We start from the raw sequence: 19798 nt of genomic DNA on the forward strand, positions 1-19798 counted from the left end.
ACTAACCGGATTCACCAGCAGCTCATAGCCGCCGTTCACTGCACGGCTGCGAGCGTTGTCGATGAGAGCTTTCTCTGAAAGCCGAATGGTAACATTCACGGCAATATCGCCTAGTGCCGCATCGCCGAATTGTTTCGCGATCGCGCTAAGGTCCAACTGGCTGCTAGGCACCGGATAGATGGCCAGCAAGTTCCCGATTTCCAGGCTCGAGCCGGTATCCTTCAATTGCTTGACCATGGCTGCCGTTAAGCCTTGTACCTGTACATCGCCGTCACCCGGTACGCGAATCGCCAGATGCTGCGCGCCCCCTTGGGACAAGATGCCGTTGAGCTTATCTCCATCGATCTTCACGGTAGTTACGTTCCGGTCTCCGACTTTCTCTGTCGTTTGTGTTGCAAACGAGGTTTGGTTATCGTTCACCGTTGTAACGATGTCGCCGGAATTAGAAGCACTGCCGCCTCCGCCTCCACCGCTTGGCCGGTTATTTCCGGAGGATGTTGCTCTAATGACGGTGAGCGTATATTCTTTGATACGGCCATCCCGGTCGGTCACTTTCACCGTTACCGTATTAACACCGGGGTTGAGCGGAAGTGCTGCACTTGTTGCTCCGCTGGCCACTTCGCTGAAGGTACCTCCGTTAACGGCAATTTCGATTTTAGCACCCGGATCGAGCGCTACAGGTGTCCATTGCAGCTGGTATACACTGCCGGACACGGTCATCGAGTAAGCTTCCTTGTCCGATTCGAAGGCCGGGTTCAAGCCGCCGGTGGATGGAGTGAGCGAGACCAGCTTGTTCGTGGTCCGGATGATTTCCAGTGTATAAGTCGTTTGCTTGCCGTCCGTACCGGTCACTTGCACCTGAATGGTGTTCAAGCCTTCCTTGAGCGGAAGCTTGTTCCAGTCCGAAGCACTGACCGGGTTACCGTTCAAGGTAACGGCAACTTTGCTGCCCGGTTGGAGCGCTTGCGGGTCGATACCGATTGCAGTCACTTCGTTCGATACAACTGCTTTATAGTTCAACTGCCGGCCGTCGAATGCCGGAGTCAGTGCGACCGGTTTGCCGTTCGCATCGCCCACTTGGAGCGAGACAAGTCCGGGCTCGCCATTCACCGAAACTAGACGATTGCGCGCATCGTTCAGCGCGGCTAGCGCCGCATTGACCTCAGCTTGCGTTGCATTCGGATCGTTCAATACCTTCTCGGCTTGCTTCAGCGCATCCTGCAGCGCCTGCCAGCTCTCCGGCGTATAGGCTGCCGGGTTCAAAGATTCGCCGCTGATTTCGTCCGCTCTCTTCCGCAGCGCGGATTTGTCAACGGTCTTGCTTGGTTTCGTAATTTCAATTCGATACGTATTCTGCTGGCCGTTCGTGTGAGTAACAACAACTTCAATCACATTCAGACCCGGCTGAAGCGGCAAGTTCGCCCAATCCTCCGCATCTACCGATTGGCCGTTGAAGATCACCTTCACTGTACTATTCTCGTCCGCCGTCTTCGGAGCGATGGCGACGCTATATACGTCTTCCGTTACTGTCGCTTTATAGTTCAAATGCGACTGGCCGTCAAATGCCGGGGTCAACGTTAGAGGTTGGCCGGCTACTGCCGAAGGATTTCCATATACCGCTGCTCCAACACTCGGGTTTAGCTCGCTAAGCACCGGCTCCTTCTTCACAAGATCTTTGCGAGCCGATTCCAAAGCAGCCAATGCATCATCAATCTGCTTCTGAGTGGCATTGGGATTGCCGAGCACATTCTGTGCATTCTTCAGTGCATCGTCTAACGCTTTCCAGCTTTTCGGTGTAAAGTCGACTGCTCGCAAGCTCTCTCGATTGATCTTATCGACCATTGCTTGCAGCTGCGTTTTATCAACAGACGGATCCGCTGCCGATACCGCACCAGTCGCCGCACTCGTCACGCTGCCTACCGCATGCGCATCATCAGCCGTGACAGCCACGGTGATGACTGCTCCCAAGTCGTCCGCAGTTAATGTATAGCTGGACCCCGTCGCATTCGTAATGGCGACTCCGTTACGATACCACTGGTAGGTCGGCACATTACCTGTCGTCGTGTTCGGCGAATATGTAATTCCCGTTACGTTTGCCGTCAACGTCTGACCGACCTTGGCAGTTCCATCGATCGTTACACTGCCTCCCATCACCGGAAGCCCGATAACCTTGGTGGCAGAGATGTTACTAATGACACCGCGGTTATATTCGACAATAACTCCCGGGTCTCTATATGTACTGCTGCCGTGTATATTAAGCACGGGTAAGTAACCTATTTTGGTATTATTTGTATCTAGTAAAAGTGTAAGATGGTCGTAGGATCCATTAGGTACAATCTCATTCGAGGTATCAAGTCCTGTTTGGTAACCCGTTGATACATACCTTGTGTAGTTACCAACAGAAGTGTCCCAATTAGGTGAGTAAGTTTTAGTCGCGCCTATGAAGCTTATAAAGTACCAGCTTCCCGACCAGAAACTCTTAAATTCTTTAAACATACTGGCAATCGCAAGCATTTCTCTAGGATTATCTTTTGCCGGTTCTACAAGATGTCCGTTAATGCTCGCCGCAATAGTCACAGCGTCCTTAAATGTCATGGTACCGTTACTTTCTCTTGCCACATATACAAAATAGCGTCCATTATAAGTACGCACAGAGGTTTTTCCATCGGTCAATGGCGCCCCTGGTGTTACATTGACAATGACATTTTGAGTCTGCCCCGAAACTGGTGTAAATGTCATGTTTCGAATAGCAGCTTGAATGTCTTCATATTTAGTATTACCCGAGAAATTGAACACTCTATTTGCGGGTGTGGATTTATCAGTAGTAATACCATTAATGGTTATACCATTAGTCAACTCAGTAATACCGCTAGACAGAGTTCCAAGTGTAATGGAGCCTCTATCTACAGCCACTGTAAAGTATCCGCCCTTTGTATCAACAACGCCTGTACTTCCGAATGCAGCGTTTGGCAGCTGATAGGTTGCCCCGGTTACTCCAACAGGATTCCCGAGATCAAGTGTCGGCGTTGCCGCTGCTTCTGCTTCTAATGGCTGAAAAGGGATCAGCGTCAATACCATAACGATTGCCATTAGAAGAGACAGCATTCTTCGATTATTTAATTTCAACTTTTGTTCACTCCTTCATATAGAAATTCTCTCTCAAATTTCTCGCGAATCAGAAGAGTTGCCCCTCTCTTCTTTAAGCCATGCCCTTTTCATCTCTCACCTCCAACCAGAATACATTCGACATTAGCAACTCCCTCCTATTTTAGAAATTATTAAAAACCCCCGTCCAAAAGCGGGCATTCGCTAATAGACGGAGGTTTCCGTCGCATTCGACAGCTGGCTGGCATTGGTTCTTGCTTTTACAGCGAGTCCTTAGCCCCTTTAGCTTTGCGTCCCGGCCTTTCGACCGGTTTGCCATTATCGTACGATCTCTTTTCAAATATGTAATAGATAGTTACTCAGCCATGGCATAGAGTATGGGGAAAATTTACGTTCAGGCACTTTAGACCCAACATTTTTATAATATATGACAAATCTGAACAATTTCTGAACAACTCCGACCAGTCGTGTCGGAATATGTCTACCGGTCGGAAAAATAGCATCCTGTTTCAGGCTTGATAATAACGTTTACCTGGTACACGGTTCTAAAATCGAGCTGATCTTCCATTAACGTTTCTTTGTCTTTCCATTCAAATGCGGAGGTGGAAATTCACAGGTTACAGAGACTACAATGGTCTTATATGCACTTTTACACAGTGACCTTTGAGAGAGTAATGTACATTCTCTGCATTTGGCGGCCTAATTGAAAATGTAAGGAAGGTGAACCCTATATGAGAACGAATCGTTCTTCATCCGCATTGGGCGATTTTATCAAATCGCGCAGGGAACGGCTGCAGCCTTCGGAGGCGGGGATACAGCCGCTGCCTGGACGAAGACGTACCCCGGGGCTTCGAAGAGAAGAAGTCTCTTATCTTGCCAATATGAGCGTGACGCTGTATTCGGAGATCGGATGGAAGCATACCAGGATAAGGAAGCTGGCCAATTGGTTAGCCTGATGAAGGGCGAGCTGCCCGGTATTGATATGAGCATGTTTAATAAAATGATTGTCGGCGACCCGGATAAAATGGCGCAGCAGATTATACACCGTGTCGATCAGGGGTATGGCCCTGTACGTATGGCACTTGGCAACGATGCCTATGAACAAATCCGAACAGCCCTGCTGGAAAGACTGGCTGCTTTTGGAAGTACAGAAAGAGCTGGCTTATTCCACGGATGCAGATGATGCGCTAAAGCAGGTTTAAATATCAAAGCCACTCCAGGAACTGGGGTGGTTTTCCCCATTTCTTCTGTCTTTTTTGTCTATCCATTCCATCGGGAGATGGAAACTCACCTGTTGTAGAGATTACAATGTTCTTATATCAACAATGGGTACGGGGGTTGAACAAATGAAAGAAGCGCTTGATTACTTTCTAAATGAAGACCAAGTCTGCAGCGGAACCGAGGATCCTGATGAGGGTATTGATTATATTTTTATGTTAGATCCGGAAGAATGGGCCATTCTAATGGGCGAGTGGAACCATCGTTCGATTTCTTGGAAAAGCGGGGTTACCTATTTTGCAGGCTTTCGCAGACTCCCCGTCAATAAAGAGATTTTGATGAAAGCCATTCATGATGAAGCAACCAGCGTTTACGAACAAGGTCTACTTTCTTTACATCAGACGTTAACTGAGGAATGGGAAGAAACGGGGAGTACATCAGCTGCACTCTCTGAACAAGAAAAGGGGACCGTGTTGGAAAAGCTAACACATACAAGTGATAGCTTCAGAGAGTATCCTGAATATAACGAATTAATAAATTTGTTGACTGATAGATAAGAGATTGGGCATCCTTTGTCCGTACCAATGCATTGTGGAATAAAAACCCAATTATATAAAGTGTTAACATTGCTTGAAATCTTGAATATGATATGTCGTTCGGTATTCAACACCGAAAATAAGTTTGTTTTAAATTTCCTCTTGCTCAATACTTCCTATCCTGATATTATGGAGGAGCATAATTTTTGGAAAGCGAATATTCAATACATGTAGGATCTTTCCAAGCAGATAATCTTTGACCACTTCCTTAGGGAAGTTAAGGCCATACGGACAGCCGGGTCAAATGCCGACTGGCAACTTTCGTTGCCTTATTGATTGAGTTAAAAGCTCAAATTTTATAAGTTGGTTACTTTACAACCGGTGCATACGCACACAACTTGTGAAACGGTCAATAAGAGTGGTAAAAGTAATTATTTGCTATATAGACTCTGATCCTAACATGGTATATTTGAATAGTAAGAGCCTTTCCAACCGATGCGTTTTATGGCTGACTGACAAGCGTGATAAGATTTATCATGTCATGCTTACTGGAAATTATCTTATTATTCGACTATAACAAGCAAGTGTGATGCGCATGGTGCGTGTTTCGCTTGCTTTTTTGTTGCCGTTTTGCAGTAAAAAAAGTTTATACAGTTTATTTAGTTTAATAAGATGAGGAGATTGACAAATGGGAAAAGCACTAATCATCGGCGCCGGCGGCGTAGCATCTGTAGCAGTTCATAAATGCGTTCAAAACAGCGAAGTGTTCGAGGAAATCTGCATCGCCAGCCGTACCAAGTCCAAATGCGACGAGCTGAAAGCCAAATTGGACGGCGGCAAAACCAAAATTACAACTGCACAAGTCGATGCAGACATCGTGGAAGATCTGATCGATCTGATTACCGAATTCAAACCGGATATCGTCATGAACCTGGCTCTTCCTTACCAAGATTTGACGATCATGGAGGCCTGCCTGGCTACCAAAACTCACTATATGGATACGGCAAACTATGAGCCGGAAGATACGGCAAAATTCGAATACAAATGGCAATGGGAATACCGGGAACGCTTCGAAAAAGCAGGAATTACAGCTCTTCTGGGCAGCGGATTCGATCCGGGCGTTACTGGCGTATTCTCCGCTTATGCGTTGAAACACTATTTTGACGAAATTGAATATATCGACATTCTGGATTGCAACGGCGGGGATCACGGCTATCCTTTCGCAACCAACTTCAATCCGGAAATCAACATCCGTGAAGTGTCTGCTAACGGACGCTACTGGGAAAACGGGGAATGGATCGAAACGAAGCCGATGGAAATCAAACGCGAGTATAACTTCGCGGAAGTCGGCCAAAAGGATATGTATTTGCTGTACCATGAAGAGCTTGAATCCCTTGCGCAAAACATCCCTGGACTGAAACGCATTCGTTTCTTCATGACTTTCGGTCAAAGCTATCTTATGCACTTAAAGGCACTTGAAAACGTGGGAATGACCTCCATCGAACCGATTGAATACGAAGGCAAAAAAATCATCCCGCTTCAATTCCTGAAGGCTGTGCTCCCGGACCCGGCTTCCCTTGGACCTCGTACGGTGGGCAAGACGAACATCGGTTGTATCTTCAAAGGGAAAAAAGACGGCCAAGACAAGACTTATTATGTCTACAATGTTTGCGATCATCAAGAGTGCTATAAAGAAGTGGGCTCCCAAGCCATCTCCTATACAACTGGCGTGCCTGCCATGATCGGCGCGGCGATGATCCTGACCGGCAAATGGAATAAGCCTGGCGTATTCAATGTCGAAGAGTTCGATCCGGATCCATTCATGGAAGAGCTGAACAAATGGGGACTTCCATGGGTAGAAGACTTTAATCCGGTGCTTGTTGACGCGTTGCCGGAGGAAACTAAACAGCCGGAGTTCGTTCGTTAATATGCGGTTCGAGGAATTACCTACACCTTGTTTCGTAGTCGATGAAGCGCTCATTGAAAAAAACCTGAAGATTTTGAACGGCGTCATGCAGCGTACGGGAGCCAAGATTGTGTTGGCGCAAAAAGCTTTTTCCATGACTGAGATGTATCCGCTCATCGGGAAATACTTAAGCGGTACGACCGCGAGCGGTTTATTCGAAGCACGGCTGGGCCACGAAGAAATGGGCAAAGAAACTCATGTCTTTGCCCCTGCCTATCGTGAAGATGAAATCGACGAAATTATATCCATTTGCGATCATATCATCTTCAATTCCTTCTCCCAGTTGGAGAAGTATAAAGCGAAAGCACTTGCTGCTGGCAGAAAAATAGGCCTTCGCATCAATCCGGAATGCTCGACGCAAGTGGGACATGAAATCTATGATCCTTGCTCGCCGGGATCCCGATTTGGCGTAAAACGGGAGGATTTCCGGCCGGAACAGCTTGAAGGCGTTTCGGGACTGCATTTCCATACCCTTTGCCAACAGAATTCGGACGATCTGGAGACCACGCTGAATGCGGTGGAAGACAAGTTCGGGCCATGGCTGCCGCAAATGGAATGGATTAATTTCGGCGGCGGTCACCATATCACAAGAGAAGATTATGATATTCCAAGATTGGAAGCCTGCATTAAGAGAATGCAGGACAAGTATGGTTTGGAGGTCTATCTCGAACCGGGAGAAGCCATCGCACTGAACGCGGGCTACATGGTCACATCCGTATTGGATATCCATCGAAACGGCATGGAGATTGCGATCGTGGATACGTCGGCTACCTGCCATATGCCTGATGTTCTGGAAATGCCTTACCGTCCGCCGCTTATCGGCTCGGGCGAAGCCGGGGAGAAGCCATACACTTATCGTCTTGGCGGGCCGACCTGCCTTACAGGCGATGTCATCGGAGACTATTCCTTCGATCAGCCTCTGAAGAGCGGCGACCGACTAGTGTTTGAAGATATGGCGATCTACTCCATGGTCAAAACCAATACTTTCAACGGCATGCCGCTGCCTGCCATCGCTGTGCAGGAGAAAGACGGCAATTGCCGCATCGTACGCGAGTTCGGCTATCAGGATTTTAAGATGAGACTAGCTTAATGAAATAAAAGCCTTAGCCCTGCAATCAGGGTTAGGGCTTTATTTGCATTTCGGCCGTCACTTTTTGTGCGGTTCCCTGTGTCGTCCGTATCGGCAAGTTTTTTTATATCCGTTTTACGCTTTGAGGCGGCCTAGGTCAAGGGCGTATGATGTAAGTATTCCTATTGTGTAGGGTATACATACAGTGCCCGGCTTCAACTATTCTAAAAATTCATAATCAAAATCATTTGCAGAAAGAAGTGAGGAAATGATAGAGATTACTTGTGAACTGGTACGCCGATTAATCGATAGTCAATTTCCAAAATGGAGGGATCTGGATATAAGGCCCGTGGAAAAAAGCGGCCATGATAACCGCACCTACCGGTTGGGCAGCGAGATGACTGTTCGCCTGCCGAGTCATGAAAGCTACGCCCCGGCTGTTGAGAAAGAGTTGACTTGGCTTCCTACTTTCAAGCCGCTTCTTTCCTTACCCATTCCGGTTCCTGTTGCAAAAGGCGAGCCGACGGACGAATATCCTCTTCCCTGGTCCATTAACCGGTGGATTGAGGGTGACACCGTCACTCATGACAACATACGCAATCTACACGAATTTGCCGAACACCTCGCGAAGTTTTTGAAAGAGTTAGAGGCGATCGACGCGAGCCGCGGCATACCGGCAGGTGTTCAGAACTTTCATCGAGGAGGAAGCCTTGCTGTTTACGATCACGAAACAAGGTCTGCCATCGAAACTCTCTCTGGCCAATACGATCAAAAGCTGCTTACTGAAATATGGGAGCTTTCTCTTGCGACAAGATACTCATCGGCGCCGCTATGGCTGCATGGTGACGTTGCAGTAGGCAATCTGCTTGTGAGAGAGGGACGGCTGTGCGGCGTCATTGATTTCGGCACTATGGGCGTGGGTGATCCTTCCAGCGACCTTGTTATGGCCTGGAACTTTTTTGACGACGCAAGCCGCGAGATTTTCTTGAAACTCATGAATTTTGATGAGGACACTATTAACCGCGCACGCGGCTGGGCCCTATGGAAAGCACTCATCACTTACGAGCGGAATGAGAGGGGCTCGGAAGCCTCGGTCTGGGGAAAGTATGTAATGGATACCATCGTCCGGGACTACAACCGGCTATAAGCGTATGAATCTTGGTCGCCTCTTCTGATACGTATGCACACGCCTTTACTGTCGCGCTGGAATTTGTTCTTATCTTGTCAGTCATTTATGCGTTCCTGCTCATCTTCTTAATGAAAGCGGGACAGCGTCAACCAGCGAAAGCTGTCAATGCTTCGGGGCAGAGGGGTTGATTTGTTATAGCCGGCGGCTTGTTAGCTCCGTAAAGCTTTTAATTCACGCGGCTCCGAATACTGACTTTGATAATTGCTTAACAGCTGCTGCATTTTTTCCACCGTGCCGTCTGGATGGGGAACATGAATGGAAACCGTCAAGTTGGCATCGTCCGAATACTGAAACGAAACAAGATCAAAATTCAAGGTTCCGAGATTCGGACACTGCAGTGCCTTTGGAGCATCGATGGCATCGAGAACCTCATGGGAGTCCCAAAATTCGCGAAACTCGCTGCTGGCTTGGCACAGCGCCTCATACTGCCCAGACCACCAAGGGTCGTCAAAGTGCCGCGCATACCCGGCATGGAATTTTGCGGTGATCCGCTTCGCATGCTGCTCCCACTCGTCCCCTTTGATGTAGCGAAAACGGGCAGAAGTAAACGTCATCCAGACAAAATTCCGCTCCCTTTCAGACATTGTCGCAAGATCCCCGTTCAACGCGCAATAGGCTTCATTCCAGGCGATAATGTTCATACGCCCATCCATGACATTCGCCGGGGACAAGTGTTGGCTATCCAAAAAACGTTGAAGCGCAGGTGTTACCTTGGAGGGCTTCATTGTTTCGTTCAAAGGGATCTGCTTACGGGCAAGATGAAACAGATGCCTGCGTTCCGATTCGTTCAACCGCAGCACTCCAGCTATTCGATCGAGGACCTCGGCGGATGCGTTAATAGGGCGCCCTTGTTCCAGACAGGTATACCAATCCAATCCCACATCTGCCAGCATAGCCACCTCGCTGCGGCGAAGTCCGGGGGTCCGTCTGCGTCCGGTTTCCGGCAATCCTACCTGCTTAGGGGTAATCCTTTCCCGGCGTGTGCGTAAAAACCGGGACAGTTCCCCGTAACGATCCAAGCTGCTCGACATGATCTCCAATCCTCCTATCCATTGATGAACGTAGGATTCCTAATCCTACGATAACCAGATCTCTTCCTAGCTTCGTTAGATTTATATACACTAGTCTATGTTCCCTTTAGGGAGAAAGCAAGAATGGACGTTGCAGCAGTTATTGGTTGAGAAGGTCAAACTAACGAAGCAAAGCGAAAAATAATCAGGAACCTTGGAGGAGAAAAAGATGTTTGAACATATTGTACTATTGAAACTCAAGTCCCCTATTTCTACTGGCCAAAAAGAAGAGGTGATAAAGCAAGTGTACTCCTTTAAGGGGAACATCCCGGGGATTGTAGATATAAGCGCCGGGATTAACGTTACGGAGGAAGTAGAGCATAAGCACGGTTACACGTTGGGCATTCGAGTTACTTTTGAGAATGAGCAGGCTTGCCGGGATTACATTCAGCATCCTCTCCATCAACATTTATTGCAATCCATTGGATCCTTCGTCGAAGGGATTGTGGTCATGGACTATCCGATTGCTTGACGATTGAGAAAAGATATAGCCTGTTTCGAGCCCTCTCTCTACAGACCGAGGGTTCGATCGCGTTGCATCAGGCTGCCAAAGCTTATGGTCACACAACACAAAACAGATATTCGCTGCTCCGCCATCGATGTCCAGCCAAGCATTGGCAGGTGCCTCGCAACATAGATAGTATGTCTATTATTTGTTGCAGCTGCTGCCTTGTACCACCGGCCGGTTTTATTACCCACCTTGCCTTTAATTATCCTCCGCTTGTATCGTGCGATTTTCATCAAGCCGCACCTTGTAAGACTCCCCCCATGCTTTCATAGACATAATCACCGGTTCCAAAGTCCTTCCAAAATCAGTAAGGGAGTATTCCACTCTTGGCGGAACCTCTTTATATATTTCTCGATGAATGATGCCGTCCCGTTCAAGCTCTCTTAATTGCAATGTGAGCATAAACTGCGTAATTCCTGGATTCAGGCGCCTGAATTCATTAAATCTTTTCGTTCCATCCAGAAGCTGATAGAGAATGATCCCCTTCCACTTTCCGCCAATAACATCCAGCGTTGTTTCAACCGGGCATGCTTGCATATCCGGATGCGCTCCATATTTGTTTCTTCGGTCTCCCATCAGCTTGTCCTCCCCAAAGGTTTGATTTTTAATACTATACCATAAAAATATGCGTACTTACTTAAAGTAACCCAACTGATATACAATGCTATCTGTACAAATCAATTGCTATTTGAAAGGATGCGATACCTATGAATACTCGCCAGCAAATGAAAGCAGTCGGTGCTTACCGATACCTCCCTATATCTGATCCGGAAAGCCTTATCGATCTGCATTTGGATAAACCCGAACCTACAGGCCGCGATTTGCTTGTAAATGTAAAAGCTATCTCTGTCAACCCTGCAGACGTCGGCGTTCGCGCCAAACATAACTATGAAGCCGAATCACCGAAAATTCTTGGTTGGGATGCTGCTGGAATCGTAGAACAAGTTGGCCCTGACTGTCAATTGTTTAAACCAGGGGACAAAATCTATTATGCGGGCAGTGTGGCCCGACCAGGCACTAATAGCGAATTTCACTTGGTTGATGAACGAATCGTAGGAAAAATGCCAAGAAGCTTAGATTTCGCGGCAGCAGCCGCATTACCCCTTACCTCGATAACTGCATGGGAGGGCCTATATGATCGTTTGGGAATTAACCTTAACGCAAAGGAAAACAAGAGCATACTTATTATCGGCGCAGCTGGAGGAGTAGGATCGATTGCCGTGCAGCTTGCCAAATTAGCAGGCTTGACCGTTATCGGTACTGCCTCGCGTCCGGAATCAGCTCAATGGGTCGAAGAACTAGGAGCGGATTTTATCATTAACCACAACAACCCTTTCCAGCCTCAGCTCAAGGAATTGGGTATAGATGCTGTAGATTATATTTTCTGCTTGAATGATACTGTACAACATCTAGCGAATATGGCGGAGGCCATTACCCCCCAAGGCAAAATTTGCTGTATCGTACCTACGGATAAGGCCGCCTGGGCAGGAAGCTTGAAAATGGACTTGCTGTTTTCTAAAAGTGTAACGTTTGTATGGGAGTTCATGTTTACACGGCCCTTGTTTCAAACCGAAGACATGATAAAACAACACGAATTGCTGAATGACCTGGCGGACTTAATCGATGATGGGAAATTAAAAACGACACTAAATGAACGACTTGAACCCATTAATGCCGCAAATCTGCGTTTAGCACATGAGAGGTTGGAGAATGGCCGATCCATTGGTAAAATTGTTTTAGAAAACTTCTGATCCTGCGAACAAGACCATTTGGTACCGAGGAGCGGTCATCGGTATAGACAAGAATAAGGCCCCTTATAACTTAGGGCCTTTTTGCTTACTGCGGTATGGTGCAGACAAGAGAACGGGCGTCGGTTTCGCTAACCCCAATACGGGCTTTTTAGGGTACCGATATTTTTCAGAACCCGCCTCTATCATTTATTGGACCAAGGATCGAGATTATAGAGCAATAGACTCTTTTAAAAAGTCCCTTAACGTCATCGGAGGTCGACCGATCAGTTCAGCTAAAATGTTGCTCGTCTGCGCGAAGTCCCCGTTGCGGCTGGCATGAAATAAACCCATAGTGATCTCAATACGCGCTTCCGGAAAACCTTGAGCGGTCAGATGCTCCCGATATGCCTCGTCCGAGACTACTTTTCGGTAGATAGGTCTTCCCACAATCTCCGAAACCATTGCTGCAACCCCCTCCATGTCAATCGCTTCTGAAGCGGTTAGATTCGGGGATGGGCCGTCCCAGCTCTGCTCGGTTAGAATAACTGCCGTGGCTTGGGCCAAGTCTAAGTGCGCTGTCCAGGCAATCGGACCGTCCTCAGGAACGATCAATTCTCCCGTATTGATTGCTGCGCCGATGAGTCCAACTAATGATGAGGCATAAAACCCGTTGCGAAGAGACGTGTAGGGCATACCCGATTCTTTAAGCACTGCTTCTGTCGCCGCATGGTGAATCATAGGCGGGAAATACGACGTCGAAGAAGAACCCATGTGACTTGTGTACAGCACCTTGTCGGCCCCAGACTCCTTTGCCGCGTGAATCGCGGTTTGATGCTGACGGATCCCCGCCTCTCCCAAAATACCGGACGAAACAAGAAGAACCTGCGACGCCCCCTCAAAAGCATAAAGCAAGCTGTCCGCATCATCAAAATCGCCATGACGAACACGGACCCCACGATCCTTTAAATCCCGAGCCTTGCTCACATCTCGGACACTGACACCAATCTGCTCAGCAGGGATACGCTTAAGCAATTGCTCTACAACGCCCCTGCCTAACTTTCCGTTTGCTCCAGTAACGATAAGCATGTTACCTTCATCCTTTCCTTTGTAGAAGATTTGCATAGAATACGGTTTTGTGCAACCATATATATGGCATAAACAAAAGATAAAAGGATGGAACCTTATTCACAATCAGCAAAAGGCGGTTTTCGTTGGTTTCCCAACATGATCGGCGTTTTGTCTGTTTTTTGAGACCCAAAGAAAGCGTGGTGCAGCATGCCGGTAAATCCCAATGACCCCCGTGTAAAAAGAACCCGTCAGTTATTTATACAAGCCTTTAACGAGCTGCTCGACGAAAAGAGAAACATCTATTCGATATCCGTGTACGACATTACGGCTCGGGCATCCGTCAACCGAGCAACCTTCTATGCCCATTTTGAAGATAAATTCGCTTTTTTGGAGTATTGGATGACGGAAAAATTTCAGATCATTATCCAAAAAAGACTGCCGGATGATTCAGCCTTCAATAAGGACAATCTGCGCACCCTCGTTCAAACCATCTTTCAATTTCAGTTGCGATTTCGAGGATACATCACGCCGGGAGACAAGCAGTTTGAGCCGATGCTTGAAAAAGCTGTACAAAGAGAATTGTATCGCCTTTTGCTCCAATGGCTTAAATCCGGGGCCCAACAAAGCTTCCCTCAAGAAAGACTGGAAGCTACAGCTCTTGTCGTCAGTTGGGGGGTATTCGGGTCGGCCCTACAGTGGAGCAGAGATGCCCAAGCTCGCTCGTTGGAATCGATGGTACAAGACGTTATTGAAGTTGTAACCGTTAATTTGGGGTCTTTTTGGCAGCAAGCAACCTCGGGGTCTTGAAGTATGCATAGGCTCACTCGAAATAATGAAACCATTGTTACCCGTAAGTCTACTTTAGGCGATTTTCGGAGTTTGAATTTGATATTTGAGAAAAAAGTTTTAGGGTCATCCTTTGATGGATGGCCCTTTGTTTGCAGACCGGGAATCGGCATGTTTGCGAGTGCTTTAAAGAGTAACGCGAACTTTTGTTGCATAGAGAGCAACTCCGTTTTGCCTTTTAATAAATGTAAAAAACATACATAGAGCCCATTGACGAAATACAGAGAATGTTATATATTTTTAACATCAAGTTATATATTTCTAACATGAGGTGATGATTATGAAATGGAATCTTCGTTTTGGGTTTGATGATGAGCGCACCAGAAAAGTAAAGATTTATTCTGCAGGCAAAGCGTATTTCTACTCCTTGTACATCTGGATTATTTTGTTCGCGCTCCACAAATATCTGGAAATCGATGATTTACTATTGATTGGTTTATTCGGCATGGCGGGATCGCTCTACGTATCCTGGCTGCTTACAAGGAAGCGGAAAGGCTTGGAATAATGAAAACACGCATAAAAGAATATCGGGCAAAATTCAACCTCACCCAGGCAGAGCTCGCACAAAAAGTCGGCGCAAGAAGAGAAACGATCAATTTTTTGGAAAAAGGAGAGTACAACCCGTCCCTCAAGCTGTCTGTCAAAATCGCCCGGCAATTCCAGGTCAGTGTAGAAGAGCTTTTTATTTTTGAAGACGGTGATCTTGATTAGCGGACCAGCTGTTCATTCACCGAAGCTGTGCTCTTTCAGACAGTAACAATTTCAGGTGTATTCCGTTCAATCCTGCAGTGAACAACAGCACATCGAATATGGTCTTCGGTTTCACTCGGGTTTAACGGCGAAAAAAGGAGCTGACGTCGTCAGCTCCTTTACCATTTACATTGTGTTTCTATAGATGTCTTAACTTTTCCGGATTTGCGACAGTATAGATCGCTTCGATCTTATGATCTCGATAAGCAAAAGAATAAACATATTGGATCCCTTCACCCAAACGAATGCGGACTCCGGGGAGCCCATTCACCAAGAGGAACGAGTACGTAAATTTACCCGCATGTTTGTTGATCAAATTTTGATGTAACTTCATCACTTGCTCAAACCCGACAACAGGTACTTGTGCCGCGCTTACTTTACCTCCGCCGTCCGTGTACAGCACAACATTCTCACTTACCAGTTCAAGAAGCTTCGTCGTATTTCCTTGCAGCAGCGAATTCACAAACTCTTTAATCTTCTCCTCCGCGATGGAAACCGACGGTTGTTGGTCCGGGTCGAAATGGATGCTTTTTTTGGCGCGGTGGAAAATTTGCCGGCAATTCGCACTGCTTTTTCCGACTATATCAGCAATCTCTTCGAACGGATATTGAAAAATCTCTCGAAGAAGAAATACCGCCCTTTCCGTTGCACTCAATTGCTGCAGAAGCAGGAGATACGCCGTAGAAATCGACTCCGACCGCAAATACTTATTAGATGGATCGTCGTCCGAGGCTCCTTTTTCAATCAGGGGCTCCGGAAGCCATGGGCCAACGTACATTTCCCGTTTTTTGGCCGACGAGCGCAAAAGATCAAGACAACGATTCGTTACGATTTTGTATAAAAATGCCCTTTCGTTTCGGATTGTCCCGACGTCCGACAGTCTGTCATAGCTCAAAAAAGCATCTTGTACGATATCTTCCGCATCCATGACGCTGCCGAGCATTCGATACGCTAACGAAAACAACTCCGTTTTATAACGCTTATATAATTCCTCTGTACTCATAATAGGCGTTCCTCTCCTTACCCTCGAGGGAGAGCATGTGTTGGATGGCTCTTTTGGCGCTTGCCGTCGCGGCATCAACCAATACTTCACCGTGCGACGCCCATTCTCCTGCTACATATAACCCTTGTATTTCCGGGACAGCGGGTCCGGGATTCTCGATACGTTTCACATGCATAAAGTCGTGACACACCGTTATTTTAGGAAGATATTGCTTGACAACCAATTGTTCCCGCCATCCCGGCTGCATCAAGTCCAGCACGCCTTCCAGTTCGCGCAAATCTGTATCCGGGTCCGTTTCTTTCCCTTGGTACTTAATGAGCGATACGACTTGCGCGCCATCGTCGCTTAGATAAGCTGCACGCGAATAATTGCTAAGAAGCACGGTCTGATCGATCCCGTATGCAAATTGTTGTTTGGGCTTGGGAAGCCGTTTCAAGGCCACATCCAGGCAAGCCGCGGTGACTTCAATCGCTTGTTCTTTCCAGGTATGAAGGGCGGTTTTTTCTGCAAAGGGCACCAACTCACTTGCGATAGAAGGCGATGTGGCAAGGATAACATGGTGCGTATCGATTTTCGTTCCGTCTTCACAGAGAACCTGCCGCACGATCCCGCCACGTGTATCGATGGACGTGACTTTGGTATTTGTTAATAACCGCACTCCGAGGTCGGATGCCTTTTGCCGCAATTCCTCGACCAACTCGCCCCAGCCACGATCCAGGTACAACGCGCCTTTAAGGGCATTCTGCAGCTGTTTCAATACAGGACCCGCGGCTGGCAAATCCGGCCCGACCACATAACTGGCGGCACGAAGCAGCGAATAAAAGATATTGCGCACCATGGGATCCCGCAAATTCCCTTCGACCCATTCGCGGATACTGATCCGGTCAAATTGACGAGTGTCCGCTTTTGAAAGCTTCGTAAGACACGAAGCGAACTCCATCTTTCCTTTCCAAGACAACAGCGGGGTCGTAAACAAGGATGTTATGCTCGAAGGCAAGGGGCTTAACTTCCCTTTCCAAACGCCATAAGCCTCAGCCGAAGGCTTCTTTCCCTGCAAGGTCAATCCCAATTCCCGGAAAGTCGCGTAAGCATCTCCCTTATACAAGGCATGCGCGCCCAGGTTGAAGTATGCCCCTTTTTTCTTGTTGGAAATGGCTCGGCCGCCTAAGCGATTCTGTTTTTCAATGACCACCGTTTGTTTCCCGGCTTTAGCTGCGTATATTGCAGCGGTTAAACCCGCAATCCCTCCACCAACCACGACCACATCCACCTTTTGCATCACTCATCATCCCTTTCAAATTTTACCTGTATGACGGGGAAGGGATGTGAAGTGTGACAGATACGCAAATAAAATTTATGGGAAATCTGCCGCAACATTTCAAAGCAACAAAAAGACGCCCCGCGGCAAGACTTCAGGGGGCGCTACGAAGGTGCCGAAGGAATCGACAGCATATTAGTTATTACTAACTAACAATTCTTCTAAAAAAATATACGCTTAGGTTGACTGATGAATATTGCCGACAGGCTCCTCCTTTCTTCGTAATGAGGTTCTTCTTACAAAAACCGTGAAGATGAGCAAAGCAATAAGCCCAGAAACCGCGCATGCGGCAAACAGGAACGGGTAGCCGAATAACTGTGAAATAAACCCAAGCAGGATCGTTCCCAACCCGATCCCAAAATCCATGGCCGTGAAGAAAGAAGCATTGGCCATGCCTTTTTTGTCGGAAGAAACAAGGCCAAGTGTCACTGCCTGAAGTGTGGGCTGAGCCGCTCCGAAACCAACCCCGTACAGCAAGGCGGAAACGATAACTCCCGGCAGACCGTCAGACGAGCTTAAGATCAGCAGCGCTATGACCGTCAGGATCATGGAAGGGATAATGATGGAGCCCTCGTTATAGCGATCCGCGAGCTTCCCTGCAAAAGGCCGGATGAGCGTTAGCGCTACAGCATAGACCAAAAAGAAAGTCCCTGCATTGACGTGAATAGTGCCTGCAAACAGCGGCAAAAATGTGGTGATTCCACCGTACGTCAGAGCTAAGAAAAAGATGGCCGCCGATATCGGGAGAACGGATTTATCGAAGAACACCGCTTTTTGTTCTTTGTTCGATCGGATATCAGGCACCTTGGTCGCCAAGGCAATAAGGATAGCTCCAACAGACAAACAAGCAGCTAAAACAAACAAATGCCGGAAAGAGTAGCTCTGGACCATCCATACCCCGATAAGGGGCCCGATTGCCATAGATACGCTCATCGACATACCATACCATCCCATTCCCTCGTTTCTGCGCCGGGCAGGGATGACGTCTGTGATCGAAGTACCGATGGAAGTGGTGGAGATAGCCCAACCGCTGCCATGAAGTATTCGCACAAGAAGCAGCAGCAGAAATCCGCTTGCCCAGTTGTACCAAAACATCGCGATAGAGAAAATAATCAACCCGGCAATGATAAAGGAGCGCCTGCCGAAATGATCCAATAGACCGCCGATAACGGGACGGACAACGACCGCGGTAAGAGTAAACCCGCCTATGATGAGTCCGAGCCGCGATTCGTCAATGCCTGATTGTTTAATATATAGCGGCAAAGTCGGGAGGAGCAAATAAAACCCAAAGCATAGGAAGAACATAGACAGCGTGAGACCGACAAAAGATGTCGTCCATAAACGTCCCATCGTAAGCACCCTCTTTCTTTGTTTAGTTATCACTAACTAACATTTTGGATAAAAAAAATTATATGCTCAACCCCTTTGCTATAATGGCTATCGAAGCTTGCAGGTTATCATTTGGAGAAGCAGGTGCAATACTCTCTAACAGCAAACCGGCAACAAATTTCCCGTAATTGAACTTCATTAGCGTTAAGGCCTGGGTTTCCGGGTTGCCTTTGACTACTTTGCCTTGTTGCTGCATGACACGGAAATATTCGGTAACAATATTGAGAAATTTAGTAGCTTTATTGTGTAAGCTCAAGTGGATTTCAGGCATCGTTTTCCGTTCTAAGATGGAAATCAAATAAATTTTTTTGTTTCTGGCCAGTACATCGTGGTACAGCTCGCTGATCATCAACAAATCTGTTTCGAGTTCGTACTTGAGATTTTGTTGGATGGTCTGCTCAATCGGCGAGGAGAACATATAATTGTCGATAATGGCATCCAATATGGCTTTTTTGGAGCCAAACGTCCGAAATACAGTCATCTCGCTAACGGAAGCAGCAGCGGCGATTTCCTTGATGGTTACCGCCTTATACCCTTTCTCGGACATGAGATCGATGGTGGACGACAATATTTTTTCAGCCGTGCTTTCCGTTCTGACACTCAAGAATATCCCTCTTTTTCGATAGTTATCGGTAACTAACATTTTTTTATAATTCTACATCTCTGAAAAGTGAATGTCAATCGTCCCATTGCCTATAAGATATCCAGTGACCTCCAAAGCGAAATGAGAAAACCTCTATCGAGGCCTTTCGAAGACGTGCGACCGCGTTTAGATGTAAGTTTTATCGCCAAATAGAATTTTCACATCCTATGACCTTGGTGTCTTATAAACTCTATTATGGTAAAATAACCCCACAAAGTGGGGCCTTGGCTTCGATGCTGATTCAGGTACTTTGCGGGGAGCCCCGAAATTTATAAACCCTGTAATAGTAAAAAACAACCATCGACGACATGAAAGTCGTCAATGGTTGTTTAGTATAACTGTTTACTTATCGATTAAATCGGTCGTCTTAAGCATTCTTTCAATCAGCGC

Annotated in this window: 18 protein-coding genes, 1 pseudogene and 1 riboswitch; of the genes and pseudogenes, 11 read left to right on the top strand and 8 right to left on the bottom strand. The window is 47.2% G+C overall.

Annotation, left to right across the window (positions count from 1 at the left end; all coding sequences use genetic code 11):
* A partial coding sequence (locus ABEA66_RS31580) for a cadherin-like beta sandwich domain-containing protein (RefSeq protein WP_345593868.1) occupies window positions 1-3126 on the bottom strand: 3126 nt, incomplete at its 3' end.
* Between the two features lie 208 nt (window positions 3127-3334).
* A riboswitch (cyclic di-GMP riboswitch) is annotated at window positions 3335-3432 on the bottom strand.
* Window positions 3433-3836: 404 nt separating this feature from the next.
* Here ABEA66_RS31580 and ABEA66_RS31585 point away from each other — a divergent pair.
* The 6 genes and pseudogenes from ABEA66_RS31585 to ABEA66_RS31610 form a co-directional block, all read left to right on the top strand.
* A pseudogene (locus ABEA66_RS31585) lies at window positions 3837-4007 on the top strand (DNA-binding protein); the annotation flags it as partial.
* A gap of 8 nt (window positions 4008-4015) precedes the next feature.
* The gene (locus ABEA66_RS31590; protein ID WP_345593870.1) at window positions 4016-4288 is read left to right on the top strand and encodes a Rossmann-fold NAD(P)-binding domain-containing protein; all 273 of its coding nucleotides are present in this window, start codon (window positions 4016-4018) and stop codon (window positions 4286-4288) included.
* A gap of 163 nt (window positions 4289-4451) precedes the next feature.
* Window positions 4452-4880: a hypothetical protein gene (locus ABEA66_RS31595; RefSeq protein WP_079911321.1), complete on the top strand. Its 429-nt coding sequence runs from the start codon at window positions 4452-4454 to the stop codon at window positions 4878-4880.
* 667 nt (window positions 4881-5547) lie between these two features.
* On the top strand, window positions 5548-6786 hold the full coding sequence (locus ABEA66_RS31600; protein WP_192703127.1) for a saccharopine dehydrogenase family protein: 1239 nt from the start codon (window positions 5548-5550) through the stop codon (window positions 6784-6786).
* 1 nt (window position 6787) lies between these two features.
* The gene (gene nspC, locus ABEA66_RS31605) at window positions 6788-7915 is read left to right on the top strand and encodes a carboxynorspermidine decarboxylase (protein ID WP_079911323.1); all 1128 of its coding nucleotides are present in this window, start codon (window positions 6788-6790) and stop codon (window positions 7913-7915) included.
* Window positions 7916-8162: 247 nt separating this feature from the next.
* On the top strand, window positions 8163-9041 hold the full coding sequence (locus tag ABEA66_RS31610) for an aminoglycoside phosphotransferase family protein (RefSeq protein WP_345593874.1): 879 nt from the start codon (window positions 8163-8165) through the stop codon (window positions 9039-9041).
* 191 nt (window positions 9042-9232) lie between these two features.
* On the opposite strand, the gene ABEA66_RS31615 is transcribed toward ABEA66_RS31610, so the two are convergent.
* Window positions 9233-10114, bottom strand: coding sequence for a helix-turn-helix transcriptional regulator (locus ABEA66_RS31615; RefSeq protein WP_345593876.1), 882 nt, complete (start codon window positions 10112-10114; stop codon window positions 9233-9235).
* A gap of 208 nt (window positions 10115-10322) precedes the next feature.
* Between ABEA66_RS31615 and ABEA66_RS31620 the strand changes: the two genes are divergently transcribed.
* Window positions 10323-10625 carry a Dabb family protein gene (locus ABEA66_RS31620; protein ID WP_079911327.1) on the top strand — a complete coding sequence of 101 codons (303 nt, stop codon included), beginning with the start codon at window positions 10323-10325 and terminating at the stop codon, window positions 10623-10625.
* A 234-nt stretch (window positions 10626-10859) separates the two neighbouring features.
* On the opposite strand, the gene ABEA66_RS31625 is transcribed toward ABEA66_RS31620, so the two are convergent.
* A complete protein-coding gene (locus tag ABEA66_RS31625) occupies window positions 10860-11237 on the bottom strand; it encodes a winged helix-turn-helix transcriptional regulator (protein ID WP_079911328.1) in 378 nt (125 codons plus the stop codon).
* Between the two features lie 131 nt (window positions 11238-11368).
* Here ABEA66_RS31625 and ABEA66_RS31630 point away from each other — a divergent pair, with 131 nt between their 5' ends.
* Entirely contained in the window at window positions 11369-12412 is a 1044-nt protein-coding gene (locus ABEA66_RS31630; protein ID WP_345593879.1) for a zinc-binding alcohol dehydrogenase family protein, read from the top strand.
* A 207-nt stretch (window positions 12413-12619) separates the two neighbouring features.
* Here ABEA66_RS31630 and ABEA66_RS31635 read toward each other — a convergent pair whose 3' ends face one another.
* Window positions 12620-13477: an SDR family oxidoreductase gene (locus ABEA66_RS31635; RefSeq protein ID WP_345593881.1), complete on the bottom strand. Its 858-nt coding sequence runs from the start codon at window positions 13475-13477 to the stop codon at window positions 12620-12622.
* A 189-nt stretch (window positions 13478-13666) separates the two neighbouring features.
* Here ABEA66_RS31635 and ABEA66_RS31640 point away from each other — a divergent pair, with 189 nt between their 5' ends.
* The 3 genes from ABEA66_RS31640 to ABEA66_RS31650 all read left to right on the top strand — a co-directional run bounded on the left by ABEA66_RS31640 (window position 13667) and on the right by ABEA66_RS31650 (window position 15016).
* The gene (locus ABEA66_RS31640) at window positions 13667-14266 is read left to right on the top strand and encodes a TetR/AcrR family transcriptional regulator (protein WP_345593884.1); all 600 of its coding nucleotides are present in this window, start codon (window positions 13667-13669) and stop codon (window positions 14264-14266) included.
* Between the two features lie 319 nt (window positions 14267-14585).
* A complete protein-coding gene (locus ABEA66_RS31645; protein WP_345593886.1) occupies window positions 14586-14810 on the top strand; it encodes a hypothetical protein in 225 nt (74 codons plus the stop codon).
* Window positions 14810-15016 carry a helix-turn-helix transcriptional regulator gene (locus tag ABEA66_RS31650; RefSeq protein WP_079911333.1) on the top strand — a complete coding sequence of 69 codons (207 nt, stop codon included), beginning with the start codon at window positions 14810-14812 and terminating at the stop codon, window positions 15014-15016. The genes ABEA66_RS31645 and ABEA66_RS31650 overlap by 1 nt, the downstream gene beginning before the upstream one ends.
* A gap of 178 nt (window positions 15017-15194) precedes the next feature.
* Here the strand turns inward: ABEA66_RS31650 and ABEA66_RS31655 are convergent, their stop codons facing one another.
* From ABEA66_RS31655 to ABEA66_RS31670, 4 genes are all read right to left on the bottom strand, one after another.
* On the bottom strand, window positions 15195-16058 hold the full coding sequence (locus tag ABEA66_RS31655; protein ID WP_345593889.1) for an RNA polymerase sigma-70 factor: 864 nt from the start codon (window positions 16056-16058) through the stop codon (window positions 15195-15197).
* On the bottom strand, window positions 16036-17337 hold the full coding sequence (locus ABEA66_RS31660; RefSeq protein ID WP_345593891.1) for an NAD(P)/FAD-dependent oxidoreductase: 1302 nt from the start codon (window positions 17335-17337) through the stop codon (window positions 16036-16038). Before ABEA66_RS31660 ends, ABEA66_RS31655 begins: the two co-directional genes overlap by 23 nt.
* A 216-nt stretch (window positions 17338-17553) precedes the next feature.
* Complete coding sequence (locus ABEA66_RS31665; RefSeq protein ID WP_345593893.1) at window positions 17554-18726, bottom strand: MFS transporter; 1173 nt, start codon at window positions 18724-18726, stop codon at window positions 17554-17556.
* 58 nt (window positions 18727-18784) lie between these two features.
* Window positions 18785-19369 (bottom strand): TetR/AcrR family transcriptional regulator, encoded by a 585-nt coding sequence (locus tag ABEA66_RS31670; protein ID WP_345593895.1) that lies wholly within the window; start codon window positions 19367-19369, stop codon window positions 18785-18787.
* Window positions 19370-19798: the final 429 nt, after the last annotated feature.

It is taken from the genome of Paenibacillus vulneris (assembly GCF_039543185.1).
GTDB lineage: Bacteria > Bacillota > Bacilli > Paenibacillales > NBRC-103111 > Paenibacillus_S > Paenibacillus_S vulneris.